Origin of the sequence: Flavobacterium aurantiibacter (genome assembly GCF_002251775.1) — a bacterium.
In the GTDB taxonomy this organism is placed as follows: domain Bacteria; phylum Bacteroidota; class Bacteroidia; order Flavobacteriales; family Flavobacteriaceae; genus Flavobacterium; species Flavobacterium aurantiibacter.
This window is the reverse complement of the sequence record NZ_NOXX01000215.1, coordinates 1-13648: the sequence shown is the minus strand read 5'-3', so window position 1 is coordinate 13648 and position 13648 is coordinate 1. Positions and strand designations below refer to the sequence as shown.

15 protein-coding genes are annotated in these 13648 nt (G+C 40.6%); 9 read left to right on the top strand and 6 right to left on the bottom strand.

What is annotated here, in order from left to right:
* Positions 1-26 precede the first annotated feature (26 nt).
* The 6 genes from CHX27_RS12065 to CHX27_RS12040 all read right to left on the bottom strand — a co-directional run bounded on the left by CHX27_RS12065 (position 27) and on the right by CHX27_RS12040 (position 6355).
* The gene (locus tag CHX27_RS12065) at positions 27-1460 is read right to left on the bottom strand and encodes a hypothetical protein (RefSeq protein ID WP_094487028.1); all 1434 of its coding nucleotides are present in this window, start codon (positions 1458-1460) and stop codon (positions 27-29) included.
* A gap of 482 nt (positions 1461-1942) precedes the next feature.
* Positions 1943-4198 carry a polyribonucleotide nucleotidyltransferase gene (locus CHX27_RS12060; protein ID WP_094487027.1) on the bottom strand — a complete coding sequence of 752 codons (2256 nt, stop codon included), beginning with the start codon at positions 4196-4198 and terminating at the stop codon, positions 1943-1945.
* Positions 4199-4370: 172 nt separating this feature from the next.
* Entirely contained in the window at positions 4371-4640 is a 270-nt protein-coding gene (gene rpsO / locus CHX27_RS12055; protein WP_094487111.1) for a 30S ribosomal protein S15, read from the bottom strand.
* 190 nt (positions 4641-4830) lie between these two features.
* Entirely contained in the window at positions 4831-5451 is a 621-nt protein-coding gene (locus tag CHX27_RS12050; RefSeq protein WP_094487026.1) for a hypothetical protein, read from the bottom strand.
* Entirely contained in the window at positions 5379-5774 is a 396-nt protein-coding gene (locus CHX27_RS12045; RefSeq protein WP_094487025.1) for a toxin-antitoxin system YwqK family antitoxin, read from the bottom strand. Before CHX27_RS12045 ends, CHX27_RS12050 begins: the two co-directional genes overlap by 73 nt.
* 125 nt (positions 5775-5899) lie before the next feature.
* Positions 5900-6355, bottom strand: a complete 456-nt coding sequence (locus CHX27_RS12040; RefSeq protein WP_094487024.1) for a GAF domain-containing protein — start codon at positions 6353-6355, stop codon at positions 5900-5902.
* Between the two features lie 68 nt (positions 6356-6423).
* On the opposite strand from CHX27_RS12040, the gene xrtF reads away from it, so the two are divergent.
* From xrtF to CHX27_RS11995, 9 genes are all read left to right on the top strand, one after another.
* A complete protein-coding gene (gene xrtF / locus CHX27_RS12035; RefSeq protein ID WP_094487023.1) occupies positions 6424-6963 on the top strand; it encodes an exosortase family protein XrtF in 540 nt (179 codons plus the stop codon).
* A complete protein-coding gene (locus CHX27_RS12030) occupies positions 6953-7408 on the top strand; it encodes an exosortase F system-associated membrane protein (RefSeq protein WP_094487022.1) in 456 nt (151 codons plus the stop codon). The genes xrtF and CHX27_RS12030 overlap by 11 nt, the downstream gene beginning before the upstream one ends.
* Before the next feature lie 112 nt (positions 7409-7520).
* Entirely contained in the window at positions 7521-7937 is a 417-nt protein-coding gene (locus CHX27_RS12025) for an HYC_CC_PP family protein (protein ID WP_133063469.1), read from the top strand.
* Positions 7938-7983: 46 nt separating this feature from the next.
* Positions 7984-9987: a TonB-dependent receptor plug domain-containing protein gene (locus CHX27_RS12020; RefSeq protein ID WP_094487020.1), complete on the top strand. Its 2004-nt coding sequence runs from the start codon at positions 7984-7986 to the stop codon at positions 9985-9987.
* A 9-nt stretch (positions 9988-9996) separates the two neighbouring features.
* Complete coding sequence (locus CHX27_RS12015) at positions 9997-10335, top strand: heavy-metal-associated domain-containing protein (RefSeq protein ID WP_094487019.1); 339 nt, start codon at positions 9997-9999, stop codon at positions 10333-10335.
* A 74-nt stretch (positions 10336-10409) separates the two neighbouring features.
* Entirely contained in the window at positions 10410-10910 is a 501-nt protein-coding gene (gene parS, locus CHX27_RS12010) for a type II RES/Xre toxin-antitoxin system antitoxin (protein ID WP_094487018.1), read from the top strand.
* On the top strand, positions 10910-11380 hold the full coding sequence (locus CHX27_RS12005; RefSeq protein ID WP_094487017.1) for an RES family NAD+ phosphorylase: 471 nt from the start codon (positions 10910-10912) through the stop codon (positions 11378-11380). Before parS ends, CHX27_RS12005 begins: the two co-directional genes overlap by 1 nt.
* Before the next feature lie 90 nt (positions 11381-11470).
* Positions 11471-12202: a heavy-metal-associated domain-containing protein gene (locus tag CHX27_RS12000; RefSeq protein WP_094487016.1), complete on the top strand. Its 732-nt coding sequence runs from the start codon at positions 11471-11473 to the stop codon at positions 12200-12202.
* 151 nt (positions 12203-12353) lie between these two features.
* A complete protein-coding gene (locus tag CHX27_RS11995; protein WP_094487015.1) occupies positions 12354-13052 on the top strand; it encodes a DedA family protein in 699 nt (232 codons plus the stop codon).
* The last annotated feature ends 596 nt before the right edge of the window (positions 13053-13648 follow it).

Below are 13648 nucleotides of genomic sequence, written 5' to 3'. Positions count from 1 at the left end.
AAAAACTAAACTACTACTTCCCGTAATTACAAGGAGTTACTAAAGCGGTAAAACGAGTAGGTTTGATTTTCGTTATCGTAGCCACCAAAGAACAACTGCTTATTGATTTGAAAAATGCTTCGAGCGGTAAGTTTCTCATTTTCGAAAGCAAATTTGCGTAACCTGTCGAAGGGAAGTCTAATAATATCTCCTTCAATATGGTTGAAATTTTTGTCGAATACACAATTAATGTACATGATTTTTCGGTTCGCGTACGAATCGAGGTTATCTACCGAGTAATTACTGGAAAGAGCAGCTGCAATTAAACCACCTGCTAAACCGCCAATCAAGACCCCTGTTGCGACACCATTGTTCGCCGTATTAACCGATACGCCTCCTAAAGTCAGGTATATTTTATCATTAAAACTGTAGCAACTTATGGAAGGGTTGGTGTTGTATATTTTGCGAAGCAGCTGATTTGAAGTTTCTAAAACACGGGTGTTTTTAATATTGCCATTTTCTTGGATTATGGGCGAGTTTTTAAAATCAATTTCTTGCTCGTCGGTCAGTTCAATAAGTTTTAGCTCCGTCTTATCCATATTTTTAACCGAAATCTTCATTTTTTCTGAGTTAATTTTCATTTGAATGAGCTTGTCATCCACCAAAAACGAATTGGAATCGTTGTAGCCAAGTTCGGTTTCAATTAAAAATGGTTGCTGAAATGCGGTTTGCGAAACAGAAAAATCATTTAAATCGATACGCAGCATTTGCGAAAAACTCTGGTTGGTGTCGAAAACAAAAATCAGCGTGTTGTCTTTCACATATACTTTTCTTTTACTTGCGCTAAATGCCAGCGATGGCGGTGTTTCATTTAAAATATTCTGCACGGCAAAAGGGAAATCAATGTCTGTTTGCGCACTTAAAATGTCCCACAATTTGGTTCGTTTCATTTCCTCGTTTATAAAGGCTATGTTCGACAAGTCGATGCTTTTTTTGGTCACGTTACCATCTGCAAAAGCATATAGATTTAAAATGCTTTCGTTTTTCGTTGCGGTAATGAGGTAAAAGATGTTATTGACCGTTATTTTCTTAAATAGGCGTTCTTCTGAAAAACCAAACTTATGCGCTTTTTCGCTGGTCTGTTTAGTTCCGAAATCAAAGCATTGGGCAACGATTTCTTTGTTGTTGGGTGTCGACCAATAAACATAGTATCGGTTGTCTGAAACGCTAGAGCCAATTATAGCATCGTATTTTTTATCGATTCGTGCGGCGTTAATCGAATCGATGAACTGAAAATTATCGTCTAATCGGAGCGCACGAACCGATTTTTTATCGGTAAAGAACAAAGCGATTTGTTTTTTCTGTTCTTCAATTACGTGAAATACTCCGGTTTTCTTTTCCAGCTTTACATTAAACGTTTTGACTATTTGTTGTGACCATACGGCAGTTGTAAGGAAAAGTGCCCACACTATTTTTTTCATAATCCTACTATACTACAAGTTAGTTTTTCTGCTCGAATATACAATAGTTTGAGACTGTGATAATTCAAGCTAGTTCAATTTCTTTAAAATTTAACTTTGCAAATCGTGGTGCAGGCATCTAGAAAGACTGGTATTGCAGGTAAACCGTTTAGGCGTATGTTGCAATTTCAGTTTGATTTTCCGTTTTTTTAAAATCTTTATTCTTCTTATAAAAAATGTACAGCACGGCACTCATAAAAGTAGAGGCGTATTGTTTCTAATTCATGTTCTTGAAACGTTATTTTTGTAACGATTGCCGCGTGACGGATTGAGGCGGTATCCTTTTCGCAGAGCAACGCGGCGCGAAAAGATATAGCCGAAAGCCGGACGGCGCGTGCACTATGTTCCTTTGGGTAACTGCTTTTTTGCGCCGGCACGCCCCAATTAAATCCAAAAAAAAGACCGCCAATGCAGCGGTCTTCATTATTATTCGAATTTTCTATTTATTCGGATTTTTCTTCGCGGTTTTCGCGCGGTCCTCTGTTGTCGGGTCTTGGGCCTTTGAAATCTTTTCTCGGTCCGCGATCGTCGTTTCGTGGCCCGCGGTTTTCATCGCGCGGCGGACGATTCTCGTCTCTTGGAGGACGTGGCAACAAAGCCTTTTTCGAAACACGTTCTTTCTTCGTTTTCGGATCGATACCCATGTATTTCACCTCAAAAACATCGCCCATATTAACCACGTCGGTAACGTTTTCTGTACGCTCCCACGAAAGTTCGGAAACGTGAAGTAAAATCTCGTTTCCTGGAGCTGCCGTATATTCTACAACTGCACCGAAATCTAAGAGCTTAATCACTTTCACTTCGTAGGTTTCGCCCACTTCTGGTTTGAAGATAATGCTGTCAATTTTGGCCAACACCGCTGCAATTCCGTCTGGATCGGTACCTAATATTTCAACAACGCCTTGTTCGTCAACTTCATTGATAACAATAGTTGTTTTGGTAGCTTTTTGCAATTCTTGAATCACTTTTCCACCCGGTCCGATAAGGGCTCCGATGTAGGCTCCTGGAATGGTACGCATAATGATTTTCGGTGCAAACGTTTTCACATCGGCACGTGGTTGCGCCATCGTTTCGGTAAGCTTGCCCAAGATGTGAAGTCGGCCTTCACGTGCTTGATCCAAAGCTTTTTCCATGATGTCGTACGCCAAACCGTCGATTTTAATATCCATTTGACAAGCCGTTATACCGTCGGCAGTACCGGTAACTTTAAAGTCCATATCTCCTAAGTGATCTTCATCACCTAAGATGTCCGACAATACCGCCCAACGTCCGGTTTTACTGTCGCTAATCAATCCCATGGCAATACCTGAAACGGGCTTAATCATTTGCACACCAGCGTCCATCAGTGCTAAAGTTCCCGCACAAACCGTTGCCATCGACGACGATCCGTTGGATTCTAAAACTTCTGAAACGATACGTACAGTGTACGGGCAATCGGCAGGAATCATGTTTTTCAAGGCACGTTGCGCCAAGTTTCCGTGTCCGACCTCACGACGCGACGTTCCGCGTAATGGTTTCGCTTCTCCGGTTGAAAACGGTGGGAAGTTATAGTGTAGGTAGAATTTTTCTTCTCCTTGTTCTGAAGGCGAATCGATGATATTTGCTTCGCGCGAAGTACCCAAAGTAGCTGTTGCTAATGCCTGAGTTTCACCTCGTGTAAACAAAGCCGATCCGTGAACACGTGGCAAATAATCCACCTCGCACCAAATAGGTCTGATTTCGGTAGTTTTTCTGCCGTCGAGGCGAACGCCTAAATCAAGAATTACGTTTCTAACGGCTTCTTTTTGCGTTTTGTAAATGTACTTGCTGATTAAGTCGCCGTTTTCTGCCAATTCTTCCTCGGTAAAAGTAGCTTTAGCAGCTTCTTTAATTTCAGAAAAACGCTCGCCACGTTCTTGTTTTCCTGTTCCCGATTGCGCTACTTCGTAGTATTGGTTGTACACCAACTCGTGAATTTTCGCTTCTAATTCGGCATCGTGGCGTTCTTCTTCGTAGGTACGCACTTCTTTTTTGCCAAAAGCATCGCGTAAACGCTCTTGTGCATCGATTTGAATTTTGATGGCTTCGTGTGCAAATTTGATGGCTTCCACCATTTCTTTTTCAGAAATTTCTTTCATTTCACCTTCCACCATAGCAATGGTATCGCGTGAAGCACCGATGATCATGTCGATGTCGGAATTTTCGAGTTGCTCTTTACTCGGATTGATTACGAATTGGCCGTTGATACGACCTACGCGCACCTCAGAGATGAGTGTTGGAAACGGGATGTCTGATAGGGCAAGGGCCGCAGAAGCTGCAAGACCTGCAAGTGCATCGGGCATCACGGATTCGTCGTGCGACATCAGTTGAATCATCACTTGCGTTTCGGCGTGATAATCGTCAGGGAAAAGAGGTCTGAGAACGCGATCTACTAGTCGCATGGTAAGCACCTCAGCGTCGCTTGGTCGGGCTTCTCTTTTGAAGAATCCGCCTGGGAAACGTCCGGCGGCGGCGAATTTTTCGCGATAATCTACGGTTAATGGTAGAAAATCAACGCCTGGGCTGGCTTTTCTTGCGGAAACAACCGTTCCGAGCAACATGGTGTCGCCCATTCTAATTACAACAGAGCCGTCTGCCAGTTTGGCAAGTTTTCCGGTTTCGATTGAGATGGTTCTTCCGTCTCCTAAATCGATAACCTCTTTAAATACGTTTGGAATCATAAAAATTTAATTCACTTGATTAAACAATGGGTAGCTGTGTTGTTGTTGTAGTTGTGTGCGCCCAATGAAAAACCGTACTTTTTTTCTGCTTTTGGCAATTTGACTATCAGTTGTTTAGGGCTGAAAGTCGTGTAAAAAAAAGAGGCGCGTAAGCACCTCTTTTCCCTTTTGATTATTTTCTAATATTCAATTCCTTGATGATTTCGCGGTATCTGTTGATATCTTTGTTTTTCAGATAATCAAGCAAGCTTCTGCGCTTTCCTACCAACTTCACAAGAGAGCGCTCCGTGTTGTAGTCGTGGCGATTCTTTTTCAAGTGACCTGTTAGGTGGTTGATACGGAATGTGAACAAAGCGATTTGACCTTCAGCCGAACCTGTATTTCCAGCTGAACCGCCGTGCTTTGTGAAAATTTCTTCTTTTACTTCTTTAGTTAAGTACATGCTAATATTGTTAAAATGATTATTATGTATGAATTGTTGTTTTTGCAATTCGGCTGCAAAGGTATGTTTTAATTCGCGTTGTGCAAAATAAAATTTTAGAAACCGTTTTCTTTAGGACAGTTTCCAGTTTGTATTTGGGAGCATTCTGGCGTTTTACACATGTAAATATGAAGTAATTGCGCTCTTTTATCTATTTGCTGGCTTGTATGTTAATGGGAAAGGAAATCGTATAGCTAATTTTCTTGCCCAGTTTTGTTGCTGGTTTTACATCCTTTAATCGAAGTAATGCGCTTTTGATGTTCTTTTCGAGCGTGGCGTCGAGTTTATCTGGGAAAGTAACATTAGAGATACCTCCCTGCAGGCCAATTGTTAACTTTGCAATGACTTTAATATTAGAAGTTAGATTCTCTGGTATGATTAAATTTTTTACCAAGTGCTTCATTATTTTTTCCTTACCACCGTTGTCTATTGGAGACGTATATAATTCTGTAAAATTTTCAGAATTGCCCTTATCGTCTACATAAATGCCGTCTGTAAAAGCGTTATTAGCGTAATTCAAGGTCCATTTTTCTTTGTTGTTTATGCTTGTCAATATCCAGCTACCGTCTCGATATCCGTCTTTGATTGTTCCTTTTTCCAGAATTTCGTAACCAAAAACCTCAGTAGTAGTACCCTCGTAAGAGCCATTTCCGTTCGATACTTGGTGATTTCCATTTGCGTCCCAGAAATTATCGATTTTTAAATTTTGGATTTTATTGTTTTCAGGGATGTGGTACGATCCTTCAAGTTGTTTTTTCCATTCGCATACCAAAATTCAGCAGTACCGCTAGGTATATCTTTCTCGTAAGTAATTTTACTTTTTATTGTCCCATCGGGAAAATATGCGGTAACGATTCCTGTTTTTACCCAAGTATTTGGTTCTGCACTTTTGCCTTTGGCAATTAAAATCCCGTCTTTTAAAAACTGACTCACTTCAAAGCTTCCCGATGATTCTGCAGCACTAATACTTGCGTATGATTTGTGTTTGCTGTAAGCCGTTTTTTGATCGAGTGAATCTAGATAGATGATTTGTACCGATTCTTGGCTGTATGAAGTAAGTGCGAATAGAAGTAGTAACGTTGGTAGGTATTTCATGAGTTTTTGAAAATCAATTTTTAATCAAATTGGTAATTTTCTGATTCCTCTGCGAGCATAAGCAAAAGTTTGCCGTTAGTAATGCTCCAAAACAAAGTTAAACCTCGCAGCTTTTATCGATTTAGTTAATACAATTTCGCAACTTCCACATTCACCTGCTCCAAAAAGCGCTCGTCGGCAACACCGAAAGCATCGAGGGTTTCAGAGTCGATGTCGATCTGACCGATATTCGCGCCATTTACGAATAAGGGCACAACTATTTCCGATTTTACCGTCATGCTGCATGCAATGTAATTGTCCTGCGCACTCACATCTGGAACCACAAAATTTTGATTCGAAACCGCTACTTGTCCGCAGATTCCTTTTCCGAACGGAATAACTGTATGATCGGTTTCTGCACCAGCGTACGGACCCAAGATAAGCTCTTCTTTATCGCCGTTTCTAAAATAGAAGCCAACCCAATCGTAATAACTAATGTTTTCCTTTAATAAATCGCAGATTGCTTGTAACTTTTCTGTTTTGGTCGTAGCTGCATTGGCGCAAATTTGCTGTACTTGACCGAGTAATGCTGTATATTCCATTCGTATTTTTTTTGCAAAGGTATTACAGGAACTCGCGTCGATTTACATACTTTTGTTAAAAAAAAGAATTGAATTATTATCAACAATACAAGCCGTTTATACACTTTCTTGGACGCTTTTTCTTGTCGTATATCGTAGCAACTGTTATATATCAAAGCTATTTACGGTCGTTAAATTTAGCGATTTTCGAACCCGATTTTTTTACTAAAATCGTTACCGAACAAAGCGTGTGGCTTTTAAACGCCTTGGGTTACGTAGCATCGATGGGGCCAAGCATTAATGAACCCGCTTTTCGTATTTATCTCGGCGCCGAGTCTGTAGTACGCATCGTCGAAGGCTGCAACGCGGTTAGCATCATGATTTTATTTACCGCGTTTGTGATTGCTTTTACCGGTAGATTGAAATCGACCGTTCTCTTTATATTAAGCGGAGTATTAATCATTCACTTTTTGAATATTGCCAGAATTGTTGCACTGATTTTGGGGCTAAATGCTTATCCCGAATACGGAAATTTAATGCACGATGTTGTTTTTCCGCTACTCATCTACGGCATAACGTTTGTACTCTGGATTGTCTGGGTAACTAAATTTTCGAATTATGCTAAATAAACTGCTCCAACATAAATTACGTGTTCTGCTTTTTGCGGTATTTGTAGTTTTATTAGCTAGCGTTCGTGCATTTGAAAATCATTTGTTTTACGACCCGTTTATTTACTTTTTTAAACAAGATTTTTACGGTAAGCAATTGCCGCATGCCAATACGATGCTTTTATCGCTGAGTATGCTTTTTCGATATTCACTCAATACGCTCTTTTCTCTCGGAATTATTTACGCCTTATTTAAAGACTGGAAGTTAGTTCGTTTTTCGGCAATTCTTTACGGAATTTTCTTTTTGGTTGCGATGTTTATCTTCCTAACCATTTTAGTGTGGACGCGAAATGAAAACCTCATGTCCATGTTCTATGCACGCCGTTTTATCATTCATCCGATTTTAGTTTTATTGTTCGTTCCGGCTTTTTATTTTCAGCGAAACGCAGTTGTCAAACAAAACTAACTAACCCGATTTCTTCCTAATTTCAGGCGACGTTCTTTGTGGAACAGCTACATTAAGAAGATTTTAAGTAAGCATTTCTGCTATTTAAGACAGACCTCCCTATCTTTGTACTGTGAATTTTAAGAAGTACATAGCGATTTTCTTAGCACTGACGGTAATGAGCACCGCTCAGGGATTCGCATTTACCGCTCATTTTTGTGGCGATAAATTAGCTTCGCTCGATTTCTTTACTCAAGAAGACAATTGCGAACCAATCTCTAAAAACAGCGTTGATTGTTGCGCTATAAAAGCAAAACAAGACAAACCTTGTTGTACCGACAAAAAAGTAGAGCTAAAAGCCAAAAAAGATTTTCTGGTTGAAAAGTATCCCGACTTTTCTGCGGTGGTCGGAACAGCTTTCGAATCGCAACCTCTAAAAGCTGTACTTGTAATAAAGTGCGAGGAAGAACAAATCTTAGAATTACTTCCCGATGCGCACGCACCGCCGCTTTACATTTTATTTTGTACGCTGAAAATTCATTTGGGTTAAATTATTGGTTTTTGAATCAGTAATTAACTTTTAATGGATTTTTATAATGAATAAAATAAAGGTTTTATGCCTTTTTGCACTTGTGTTTAGTGCTACTACTTTCGCGCAAGATACCTTACAGGAAGTAAATCTAAAAGCGAACGAACGCTCGCTGAAACAACTGAAAAAGCCCGCTGCCAACACCTATGTGATGACAAAAAAGGAGTTGTTGAAAGCCGCGTGTTGTAATTTAGCAGAAAGTTTCGATACCAATCCGGTTATCGATGTTGCTTTCGCAGATGCGCTAACCGGCGCAAGGCAAATAAAAATGCTCGGCTTAACATCGCCGTATCTTACAATCACTGAAGAGAATATTCCGTCGGTTCGAGGTGCCAGTCAGGCTTTTGGTTTGTCGTTTACACCAGGCACGTGGATTCAGAGTATTCAAATTACAAAAGGTGCTGGTTCGGTCGTCAACGGTTTTGAAAGTATTTCCGGACAAATTAATACCGAATTACTTAAGCCGTTCGAGGCCGAACGATTTTTCGTCAATTTCTACGGCTCTTCCGATGCGCGATTTGAACTCAATACGCATATTTCCCAAACCCTATCGCAGCGATGGAAATCACTTTTGCTCGTACACGGAAATGCTCGTCTTGTTCAAAACGACATGAATCACGATGGTTTTCTCGACAATCCAACTGGACAACAAGTCAATATTCTCAATCGGTATCAGTACACCAACAACGAAAAAGGAGTCGTCGGATTTTTCACGTTCCGATACTTAAACGATCAGAAAATAGCAGGCCAAAAAGATTTTCGCGACCACGCCGGATTTTTGCACGACGGGGCTTGGGGTTCCGAAATCAATACGCAGAGATTCGATGCGTCAACTAAAGTTGGCTACGTGTTTCCAGACATGCCGTTCCAATCCATCGGATTTCAGAACGCATTTTCGTATCACAATCAAGAAGGGTTTTACGGACTAAATCAATACGGAATTAGCCAAACAAATTTCTATTCAAATTTAATTTTTAATTCTATCATCTCGAATACGTTAAACAAATTTGCAACGGGTTTGTCGTTTAATTTCGATCAGTATGGCGAAACGGTTCGTGTGCCCAATTTTGTGGCAAACCCGCATCGCATCGATACTTCGGTTGGTGCTTTCTTTGAATATACGTACGACAATACCGACGATTTTAGTGTAGTAGCCGGTGCTCGTGTGGATTATCACAACCGTTTGGGTGTTTTTGCCACACCGCGCTTGCATGCACGTTACAACCCTTGGGAAGGCGGTACACTTCGAGTTAGCGCCGGACGCGGAAAACGCATTGCCAATATCTTTGCCGAAAACCAACAGTTTCTTGCCAGCAATCGAATTTGGAATGTAGCTAGTGGCAACGGCGAAATTTATGGATTAGATCCAGAAATTGCGTGGAATTACGGTTTTAGCTATTCACAATCGTTTAAACTTTTTAAACGTAGTGCCAATATTGGTGCCGATATTTACCGCACCGATTTTCAACAACAAGTGGTTATTGATCCGTATCGAGCGAATGAATTATCGGTTCAAATGCTTCAAGGCGATTCGTTTGTTAATGCCGTACAGCTCGATTTTAGCATCAACATCTTAACGCATCTGAACTTGCGAACTTCGTATAAATATTACGACATGAAAACCGATTTTGCGTCGGGAGCAAATCAACGACCGCTGCAAGCAAAACACCGTTTTTTTGTAAACGGCGAGTTTTCGACACACGAACACGAAAATGGTTCACGCTGGAAGTTCGATGCAACGTATAATTGGCTCGGATCGCAAGTATTACCTACCACAACCGATTTGCCGCAGAGGTCGGCGGCATTCGGTACGTTAAATACCCAAGTAACCCGTGTTTTCTCCAAAGTATTCGAAGTGTACGGCGGCATTGAAAACGCAACAAATTTTAGACAACCTCAAGTAATTAGTGGTGCTAACGATCCGTTTGGCAACAATTTCGACGCCTCGGTAGTTTATGGCCCTGTTTTTGGAAGAATGTATTACGCAGGATTGCGTTTTAAAATCAATTAACTTTATATCATGAAAAATTTAGTGTACCTCGTTTTGTTGTTTGTGGCCTTTTCTGCACAAGCACAACAAAAAAATAAAAATGCAAAAGTAAATGTCGAAGTAAACGGCAATTGCGAGCAATGCAAGAAACGCATTGAAAAAGCTGCGTACAGCGTACCCGGTGTTAAATCGGCTGAGTGGCATATCGACGACAAGGTTTTACAGCTCATCATTAACGAAACCAAATGTTCGGTAACCGACGTTGAGAAAGCGGTCGCGAAAATAGGGCACGATACCAAAAATGTAAAAGCCAACGACGAAACCTACAACAATCTACACCACTGTTGTAAATACGATCGCAAAGAATAGGGCGGCTATTAATTTTGGGCAAGAGAGATAATGCAGCATAATTGTTGTATCTTTACAGTTATTGTGCTGTTTTTATGAAAAACAAAGTGGGTCTAAAGGGAACATACAATCCGCAAGAAAGCGTGAATAGAGCTATGTTTGCTAAAACTTCTGCTCCGCAGTGGCGATTAGAATCGGAAGGCAAGGAATATGTTTGGGCTACAAAACTAGAACGCGTAAGTGTTATAAGAGCTGGAATTCCGTACGCTTCATTGGAAGTAATTAGCAAGCGAATTAATGTGCCAATAAAAGAAGTTTTGCACATTTTTGGTCTTCCGCAAACAACATACAATAAAAAGCGGAGAGAGAAATCGTTGCTAAACGGTCGTGATAGTGAAATTGTTTTGCTACTAACTGAACTTCTTGATTTTGGGTTGGAAGTTTTTAATAATGAGGAAGACAAATTTCAACGTTGGTTGAAAAAGCCAAATATCGCATTAAGTGGCAATACTCCAGAGAGTTTATTGGATTCTATTACCGGTATTCAGGAGGTGAAAAATTGTCTAAATCGCATCGAATACGGAAATTTAGCATAATGACCGTTTTTAGAGTTGAGCGCGAAAAATACTTAAACGCAACTTTAGCAGGCGTGGGAGCAGCCTTGACTGATGGCTTTAGATGGAATAGCTTAAACACTTATCTCGTTTATACTGCCGAATCTCGTTCGCTTGCAGTGCTTGAAGTTTCTGTACACTTAGATTTTTCTGAAGATTTGCCGACCGATCGCTATTACGTTGAAATTTTCATACCAGATGAAATCGAAGTTTTAGAACTACTTGTAAGTCAATTGCCCGAAAATTGGGACGCAAAACCACCAACTATTATAACGCAGTTTATTGGAGATGATTTTGTTTCTCAACGACAAGCAGCGGTTTTAAAAGTTCCGAGTGCCATAGTCCCACACGAATACAATTACTTAATAAATCCAAATCATCCAGATTCGTCAAAAATCAAAGTTATCTCAAAAGAGAAAATACAATTTGATAGCCGATTAAAAAGAACATAGAAATTTCATCTAGCTTGTAGTACGAGTAAAATATTCTACAACTTATCGGATAAATTTTATCCTAAAAATCTAACAAACAATTTTGAAAGAATGCGTACCATATACCATATAAACGGACTGACGTGCACAAGTTGTAAAGCTACCGTCGAAAATACATTGTCGGTTTTGCCCGATATGCAACACGTTTTGGTCGACATGGCCGAAGGAAAGCTCGTAGTAGATGCTGCTGTTCGCTATTCGGCAGATGCACTAAACGAAGCCTTGCCCGGAAAATATACCGTAACGGCTTATCACGAAGTTGAAGAACCCGCGCCTGTAAAGCAGAAAGTAATCGAAACCGAAGCGGAAGTTTCCAAATTAAAACAACTGTTTCCGCTTTTTTTAATCTTCGGATTTCTTTTGCTAGGCACCGTTCTTGGCGCCGTTCCCGAGTTTGAACCCAAACGAATGATGCTGCTTTTTATGGGCTTGTTTTATATCGTTTTCTCGTTTTTCAAACTCTTAGACGTGAGCGGATTCGCACAAAGTTTTGCCATGTACGATCCGATTGCCGCCAAAAGCCAAGGCTACGCACGCGCTTACCCGTTTCTGGAACTGCTTTTAGGCATTTTGTTTTTGCTTGAAATTGCAGTTATTCCGGCGATTTTAGTGAGTTTATTAACGCTAATTCCCACCACTTTGGGGGTAACGCGAACCTTATTGCACAAACAGAAAATCCGCTGTGCCTGTTTGGGAACCGTGCTTAAATTGCCGATGACCGAAGCCACTTTTATCGAGAACAGCATCATGATTGTTTTAGGAGTGGCTATGTTGTTCGGCTAATTTGTAGGAAGTTGACCTTTAGCGTTCTGAAAAGGCAGTAGCTTACAATTCGCTTAAAAACGCGTTAATAAATTGGTAAACACGAGCAGTAAACTAGGCTGAAGCCTCTTTAATTAGTATTTTCGCCCATACAATCACAAAACAAACACAGATGGAAAATTTTGAATGGAAAAACTTACTAGACCCCTTGTTCTATATTCATTTCGATATAAACGGTCTAAAAGTTGGCTTATTCATCGTGTTGTTTATCGTTTTTGCCGAAACCGGTTTGTTCGCGGGTTTCTTTCTTCCCGGTGATAGCCTGCTTTTTTTGGCAGGTATCTACAACCGCGAGCTTATCGAAAACGTGGTTTTTATCGAAAGTGCTTTTTTAAACGTTACCCTTTTATCTACGCTCGTAGCAGTTTCCGGAATTTTGGGCAATATCGTAGGGTATTGGTTTGGTGCCAAGAGCGGTTACTATTTGTATAGTAAAGAAGACAGTTTTTGGTGGAAGAAAAAGTACTTGGTACAGTCGAAAGATTTCTTCGAAAAGCACGGAGGTCGCGCCATTATTTTTGCGCGTTTCGTTCCCATTTTCCGAACCTTTGCACCCATTGTGGCAGGTATTGTAAACATGGATCGCAAAAAGTTTATGTTTTACAATATTTTAAGCTCCTTCGTTTGGTCGTTTTCGCTCATTTTCGCCGGGCATTATTTGTACGGTTTCTTGTTGGAGAACTATCAAATCGACTTAAAAGAACACATCGAAGTTATTGTTATCGGCTTAGTTGCTGTTACCATGATTCCGGTTATATATAAGTTCGGCAAGAAATCGGTAGCGCCTACAAACGAAACCGATCCGGAATAGTGTAACGATACTTATTTTTAGGGCCTAATCCGGCTATCCACTTCAAGCTTTGTCAAAAAGCCGGGCCTCACAAACAAAAAAAGCGCTTCCGTTGGTCGCGCTTTTTTTGTTGTTCGACTTTTCGGCTTTTTTTTCAAAGGCTTTCCGTTGCTATCCGGGGCAGGGGAAGAGATTTCGAGATTTCGAGATTGAAAGATTGAAAGATTGAAAGATTGAAAGAATAAAAAGAATTTAAAAAATAGAAAAAATAGAAAAAATGGAAAGCTTCCTTCTTTGTGAACTTTGCGTAGATCTTTGCGTGCTTTGCGGTTAGCCTTCGACAAGCTCAGGCACCAGCCTTCGACAAGCTCAGGCACCAGCCTTCGACAAGCTCAGGCACCAGCCTTCGACAAGCTCAGGCACCAACCTTCGGCGGGCTTAGGCATTGAGGGAGCGCAATGTTCCATAAAGTGGTTCACAATGTTCACAGTGTCCGACCTTCGTCGAGCGAAGGCACCAACGATAGGTAGGTTCGGTAGGGCATAAGGATACGTTCAGTGGCAAATTCATCAAAGTCTTAATACTTAATACTCCAATCTTAATACTTAATACTCCAA

Bases quoted from the DNA above. Each gene is read 5' to 3' on its own strand.
- CHX27_RS12065 (WP_094487028.1), bottom strand. From the start codon at position 1,460: ATGAAAAAAATAGTGTGGGCACTTTTCCTTACAACTGCCGTATGGTCA.
- CHX27_RS12060 (WP_094487027.1), bottom strand. From the start codon at position 4,198: ATGATTCCAAACGTATTTAAAGAGGTTATCGATTTAGGAGACGGAAGA.
- rpsO (WP_094487111.1), bottom strand. From the start codon at position 4,640: ATGTACTTAACTAAAGAAGTAAAAGAAGAAATTTTCACAAAGCACGGC.
- CHX27_RS12045 (WP_094487025.1), bottom strand. From the start codon at position 5,774: ATGAAATACCTACCAACGTTACTACTTCTATTCGCACTTACTTCATAC.
- CHX27_RS12040 (WP_094487024.1), bottom strand. From the start codon at position 6,355: ATGGAATATACAGCATTACTCGGTCAAGTACAGCAAATTTGCGCCAAT.
- CHX27_RS12030 (WP_094487022.1), top strand. From the start codon at position 6,953: ATGCTAAATAAACTGCTCCAACATAAATTACGTGTTCTGCTTTTTGCG.
- CHX27_RS12020 (WP_094487020.1), top strand. From the start codon at position 7,984: ATGAATAAAATAAAGGTTTTATGCCTTTTTGCACTTGTGTTTAGTGCT.
- CHX27_RS12015 (WP_094487019.1), top strand. From the start codon at position 9,997: ATGAAAAATTTAGTGTACCTCGTTTTGTTGTTTGTGGCCTTTTCTGCA.
- parS (WP_094487018.1), top strand. From the start codon at position 10,410: ATGAAAAACAAAGTGGGTCTAAAGGGAACATACAATCCGCAAGAAAGC.
- CHX27_RS12005 (WP_094487017.1), top strand. From the start codon at position 10,910: ATGACCGTTTTTAGAGTTGAGCGCGAAAAATACTTAAACGCAACTTTA.
- CHX27_RS12000 (WP_094487016.1), top strand. From the start codon at position 11,471: ATGCGTACCATATACCATATAAACGGACTGACGTGCACAAGTTGTAAA.
- CHX27_RS11995 (WP_094487015.1), top strand. From the start codon at position 12,354: ATGGAAAATTTTGAATGGAAAAACTTACTAGACCCCTTGTTCTATATT.